The organism is Ruminococcus sp. CAG:330, assembly GCF_000437175.1.
GTDB lineage: Bacteria > Bacillota > Clostridia > Oscillospirales > Ruminococcaceae > Ruminococcus_C.
Genome location: NZ_FR898012.1, coordinates 6826 through 12268, shown reverse-complemented (window position 1 = coordinate 12268; position 5443 = coordinate 6826). Strand labels below are relative to the sequence as shown.

The window sequence follows — 5443 nt, the reverse complement described above, 5'->3', positions numbered from 1 at the left end:
GCCTGCCGTATCCTTGGCAGCGTAGGTGACGACGTTCACAGGATTTTTGGACTTGCCCTCCACGGCAAAGTCCAGCAGTCCGTCTGTGTTGTCGTTGTGGAATTTCACGTTCTCGACGACCACACGTGCCCCGTCACGTTTTACCGTCACATCGTAGGAATCGGTCTCCGTGGTCTGTAACTTATAGATCAGATCGGTGGCGGAAAGAATGTGGCTGCCGTCAATGGCGATGATCTTGTCGCCCACCCGCAAGCCGGAGCGCTCGCTCTCGGAAGCGGTGACTGTTTCGCCGGCGGAGTTTGTCGTTTCCGCAAACCTCGCAATCACTGTGGACGGAATTTTCGTGGAGGTGCACAGCAGAACCGTGATCAGCACAAAGCCCAGCACCAGATTCATAAACGCTCCGGCAAGTACCACCAGCATTCTGCGCCAGACTGCCTTTTTTTCGAATGCGTTGGGATTTTCGCTGGACTGATCCTCCCCCTCCATGGAGCAGAATCCGCCGATGGGGAACAAACGAAGGGAATACGTTGTCTCCCCTTTCCGAAAGTGCAGGAGCTTCGGTCCCATACCGATGGCGAACTCGTTGACCTGAATATGGTTCAGCTTCGCCACGATAAAATGTCCGAACTCATGAATCCCAATAATCAACCCGAAAATGAGAATCGCAATCAAAAGCGTTACAATATGCTGCATGGCTGGTGTCCTTTCTTATTTCGAAATGGCACTGCGGACAAACTCCCGTGCCTTGGTGTCGGCTGCAATCACATCCTCGTAACAAGTGATCTCCGTTTTCTCGATGGACTCCATGGCACGCTGCGAAAGTGCGCCGATGTCCAGAAATCCGATCTTCCCCGCCAGAAATGCTGCAACTGCCACTTCGTTGGCACCGTTGACAATACACGGCGCCGTTCCCCCGGCGGTAATTGCGGCGATGGCTGTCTTCAGACAGGTGAATGTCTCCGGATCCGGCTTCTCAAAGGTGAGCGTGCTATAATCCGTCAGGGACAGTCGTTTGGTGGGACAGGGCATCCGCTCCGGATACAGCAGGGCGTACTGAATGGGAATCTTCATATCCGGTACGCCAAGCTGGGCGATGACAGAGCAGTCCTGATACTCTACGGCAGAGTGCACCACGCTCTGACGGTGCACCACGATCTCGATCTGATCCGGTGTCAGGTCGAAGAGCCACTTCGCCTCGATAAACTCCAGCCCCTTGTTCATCAGGGTGGCAGAGTCAATGGTGATCTTATTGCCCATGCTCCAGTTGGGGTGGTTCAGAGCGTCGGCAACGGTGACGTTCGCCAGCTCCTCCCGTGTCCTGCCAAAGAACGGCCCGCCGGAGGCTGTCAGAATAATCTTATGCAGCTGTTCCCGCCGATTGCCCTGCAGGCACTGAAAAATTGCGGAGTGCTCGCTGTCCACGGGGTAAATAGCAACGCCTTTTTTCGCCGCCTGTTCCATGACTAGCGAACCGCCGGCAACCAGTGTTTCCTTATTTGCCAGCGCAATATCCAATCCGGCGGAAATCGCCGTCAGCGTGGGAAGGAGTCCCACCATACCAACTACGGCATTCACCAGAATATCCGCATGGGTGTCGCCGGCGATCTCGCACAGCCCCTCCATTCCGCAGAGCACCTGCACCGGAAGATCTGCCAGCTGTTCCTGTAGCTTAGCGTACTGCCCCTCCTCGTAGATGCAGACCTTTTTTGGGCGGAACTGCCGCACCTGCTGTTCCAGCAGCCTGATGTTATGATGGGCAGCAAGGGCATAGACGCCCATGCCGTGTGCCTGTGCCACTTCCAGCGTCTGTGTTCCAATGGAACCTGTGGAGCCGAGAATGGAAATCTGTTTCTTCTCCATATGTCAAAATTCCTTTCCGCTTGGCAGACGTACTGCCTTCCTTCCAGCGTACAGTACAACACACGATGCAGAAAAGCTTCTCATTCTGATCTGCCTCTACATCGTGTGTTTCTAAAAAGCTTGCCTTATATTTTGTCATGCGACAGGCTGATTCATCCTCAATAAAAAATGGGGTACAGGCATTCCAGCGCATAGAATGCGGGAATGGTGAACAGCACGCTGTCAAACCGATCCATCACACCACCGTGACCGGGCATGATGTTGCCAAAGTCTTTCAGTCCCTGCTGCCGCTTCAGCACCGAGGCACTCAGGTCGCCCAGCACGCTGATGACAGCGCAGAGAACGGCAGCGAATGCCAGCCAGAGATAGTGGACGTGTGCGCCGGTAATCAAGTGGCAGATCAGGGCGAAAACGATCATTACCGCAATATCGGCAATAATGCCGCCGAAAAATCCCTCCACGGTTTTTTTCGGGCTGATCTCCGGACAGAGCTTGTGCTTGCCCAGAAATGTTCCGGAAAAGTATGCGCCGGTATCCGAGATCCATGCCGAACAGAGCGCCAGAATCACGCACGCCAAGCCATAGGCGCTTCCGTGGAGCAGCGAGATCAGCATGTCAAAGGATGCCGTCACCAAAAGGCTCACCACTGCCACAAAGAGTACCTCCTGACAGCGCACGTGCTTGTGCAGCAGCACCATTTCCAGGAACATCGCCATGACGCACAGAAATGCGATTCCCGTCATGGCAGAAGCGTTGCCGTAGTAACAGAGAAACGGCATCACTGCGCCGTAGAGCATACCAGCACCCACGGAAATGCGGCAGTGCAGGCATTTTCCTGCCCGGCACAGTTCAAACAGGGCGATGCAGGTCAGCGCTGCAATGGCAAGAGGGAATACAAAAGTCTTGTGCAGCAGCAGAATCAGAACTGCCAGAATACCACCCACCACGCCAGAAATAATACGAACTTTCATGGTTTAAACGCCTCCGAATCGTCTTCCCCGTGTGGAAAAATCGACAAGAGCTTTGTTCAGTTCCTCCCGATTGAAATCCGGCCAGAGGACATTGGTGAAATAGTACTCCGCATAGGCACACTGCCAGATCAGGAAGTTGGAGAGCCGCAGTTCACCGCTGGGACGAATCAGCAGATCCACATCCGGCAGCCCAGCCGTATAGAGATGGTCTGCGATGGTCTGTTCGGTGATGTCCGCTACCTCCAGCTTGCCGTTCTTCACTTCCTGTGCGATCAGCTGCGCCGCATGCTTCAGTTCATCCCGTCCGCCATAATTGATGGCGAGGATCAGGTTCATCTTGTCATATTTGGCGGAATCCTGTTCCAGTTCCACCATGCGCTTGGCGATTCGCTCCGGCAGGCGGCTTTTATCTCCAATGAAAATCATACGGACTTCCTGTTCCAGGTATTCGTCACAGTCATTCAGATATTCCCACAGCAGATTCATGATCGCATCCACTTCTTCCTGCGGTCGCTTCCAGTTTTCGGTGGAGAACACGTAGAAAGAGATGTTGCGGATGCCAATGGAGCGACAGTACCGTGTGATATCGTGGAAATTTTTTGCGCCCTCCCGATGGCCGAACTTACGGGGCATCCCACGCTTGGTTGCCCAGCGGCCATTGCCATCCATAATAAAGCCGATATGCTGCGGCAGATTCTCCGGCAGTCCGGCAGCGGTAGTTTTCGGGGGGGACTTTTTCAAAAATGGCAGCGCCATTTCGATCAGCTCCTATCTCGTCAGATGCTCATGATTTCCTTTTCCTTCTCGGAAACCAGCTGGTCTACGGAAGCGCAGTACTTATCGGTCAGATTCTGGATCTTCTTCTCGCCATCCTTGACCTCATCCTCGGTCAGCTCCGAAGCCTTCTTCTTTGCCTTCAGCTTTTCGATGGAATCCCGACGCACGTTGCGGACAGCAACTTTTGCCTCTTCTCCCAGTTTCTTGATGCTCTTGCAGAGTTCCTTTCTGCGGTCCTCTGTGGGCTGCGGAAATGCCAGGCGCAGCACCTTGCCGTCGTTGGTCGGCGTAATGCCGATGTCCGAAGCCAGAATTGCCTTTTCGATTGCCTTCAGGGTCGAAGCGTCCCACGGCTGGATCACCAGAATGCGAGCCTCCGAAACGGAAACAGCTGCCATCTGCTGGATGGGGGTGGGCACGCCATAGTAATCTACCACAACCGGCTCCAGAACTGCCGGATTGGCACGGCCTGCACGAATGGTGGTGAACTCGTGCTCCAGACGCGCAACAGACTTCTTCATCTTATCTTCAGTTTCATTCAGTAATGCTTTCATTTCTTTTTCCTCTCTTTTGAATGGTTTTCAAAGGGCTTATTCGGCAACGACAGTTCCGATTTCCTTGCCCATCACTGCATCGTAAATATTTTCCGGACGGCTCAGATCGAATACCAGCATGGGCATTTCATTATCCCGGCACATGGAGGCAGCGGTGCTGTCCATGACCTGAAGAGCGCTGTTGAGCACGTCGCTGAATGTCAGGCGGGTATAGCGCACAGCGTCGTCGAATTTATGGGGATCCTTGTCATATACGCCGTCCACCATGGTTGCTTTCAGCAGGATGTCTGCTTCGATCTCCACGGCACGCAGGGTTGCCGCCGTATCGGTGGAGAAAAACGGACTTCCCGTGCCACAGCCAAAGATGACGACTCTTCCCTTTTTCAGGTGAGAGATCGCACGGTTGCGGATGTATGGCTCTGCGATCTGCTGCATGCTGATGGCAGTCTGCACACGAACCTCCAGTCCCAGCGATTCCAGCACATCAGCCACTGCCAGTGCATTCATTGTGGTTGCAAGCATTCCAATGTGGTCTGCACGTGTTCTGTCCATATTCTGACTTGAGCGTCCACGCCAGAAGTTTCCGCCTCCTACGACGATACCGATTTGCACACCGGCATCCACACAATGCTTGATGCTCTCACAGATCGGACGAATCGTATCCATATCCAAACCGGTCTTTTTCGGGCCGGCAAGAGCCTCACCGCTCAACTTCAGAAGTACACGCTTGTATTTTGGTTCCATGCTTCCAATTCCTTTCCTACGTTCTCGTTCCAGATGATTCTCCGTCCGAATGCAGCGCTGCTTTCGGACGCACAAATCTCCTGCTTTTATTTTACACTATTTTTCACGAAATGTAAAGCCATTTCCGGGAAAAAATCAAAAAAAGAGCATGACACTCGCCATGCTCCCATTTTTGTTTCTGATTTTCGGCAGAAAGATTTACTTGATCATGCTTGCAATTTCTTCTGCAAAGTTGTCTGCCTTCTTCTCGATGCCCTCGCCGCGCTCGAAACGAACGAATTCAGCGATTGCGATAGAGGTGCCAGCTGCCTTGGCAACGCTTGCCACATGCTCCTGAACGGAAACCTTCGGCTCCTTCACGAAAGACTGCTCCAGCAGGCAGTTCTCTTCGTAGTACTTGCCAACCTTACCAGCTGCGATCTTTTCCTTAACCTGATCCGGCTTGCTTGCCATCTTCGGGTCTTCTGCCATCTGTGCCAGAACGATCTTCTTCTCTTCGTCCAGAACAGAAGCCGGAACATCTTCACGCTTCAG

The 5443-nt window shown here is 53.3% G+C and carries 6 protein-coding genes and 1 pseudogene (1 of these 7 cut by a window edge); all 7 read right to left on the bottom strand.

The annotated features are described in order from the left end of the window. Positions 1 to 696: the 5' portion of a site-2 protease family protein gene (locus QZL66_RS02515; RefSeq protein WP_022410193.1), read on the bottom strand. The gene continues 33 nt to the left of window position 1, outside the view; the window shows 696 of its 729 coding nt (coding positions 1-696); its start codon is at positions 694 to 696; its stop codon lies off the left edge, out of view. A 15-nt stretch (positions 697 to 711) separates the two neighbouring features. Beyond that, entirely contained in the window at positions 712 to 1863 is a 1152-nt protein-coding gene (locus QZL66_RS02510) for a 1-deoxy-D-xylulose-5-phosphate reductoisomerase (protein ID WP_022410192.1), read from the bottom strand. A gap of 158 nt (positions 1864 to 2021) precedes the next feature. Beyond that, the gene (locus QZL66_RS02505; RefSeq protein ID WP_022410191.1) at positions 2022 to 2834 is read right to left on the bottom strand and encodes a phosphatidate cytidylyltransferase; all 813 of its coding nucleotides are present in this window, start codon (positions 2832 to 2834) and stop codon (positions 2022 to 2024) included. A 3-nt stretch (positions 2835 to 2837) separates the two neighbouring features. Further along, positions 2838 to 3590, bottom strand: coding sequence for an isoprenyl transferase (locus QZL66_RS02500; protein WP_022410190.1), 753 nt, complete (start codon positions 3588 to 3590; stop codon positions 2838 to 2840). A 20-nt stretch (positions 3591 to 3610) separates the two neighbouring features. Next, positions 3611 to 4165: a ribosome recycling factor gene (frr, locus tag QZL66_RS02495; RefSeq protein ID WP_022410189.1), complete on the bottom strand. Its 555-nt coding sequence runs from the start codon at positions 4163 to 4165 to the stop codon at positions 3611 to 3613. A 36-nt stretch (positions 4166 to 4201) separates the two neighbouring features. Next, complete coding sequence (gene pyrH / locus QZL66_RS02490; protein WP_022410188.1) at positions 4202 to 4909, bottom strand: UMP kinase; 708 nt, start codon at positions 4907 to 4909, stop codon at positions 4202 to 4204. Between the two features lie 198 nt (positions 4910 to 5107). Then, positions 5108 to 5443, bottom strand: a pseudogene (locus QZL66_RS02485) (elongation factor Ts); the annotation flags it as partial.

Bases quoted from the DNA above. Each gene is read 5' to 3' on its own strand.
- QZL66_RS02505 (WP_022410191.1), bottom strand. From the start codon at position 2,834: ATGAAAGTTCGTATTATTTCTGGCGTGGTGGGTGGTATTCTGGCAGTT.
- QZL66_RS02510 (WP_022410192.1), bottom strand. From the start codon at position 1,863: ATGGAGAAGAAACAGATTTCCATTCTCGGCTCCACAGGTTCCATTGGA.
- frr (WP_022410189.1), bottom strand. From the start codon at position 4,165: ATGAAAGCATTACTGAATGAAACTGAAGATAAGATGAAGAAGTCTGTT.
- pyrH (WP_022410188.1), bottom strand. From the start codon at position 4,909: ATGGAACCAAAATACAAGCGTGTACTTCTGAAGTTGAGCGGTGAGGCT.
- QZL66_RS02500 (WP_022410190.1), bottom strand. From the start codon at position 3,590: ATGGCGCTGCCATTTTTGAAAAAGTCCCCCCCGAAAACTACCGCTGCC.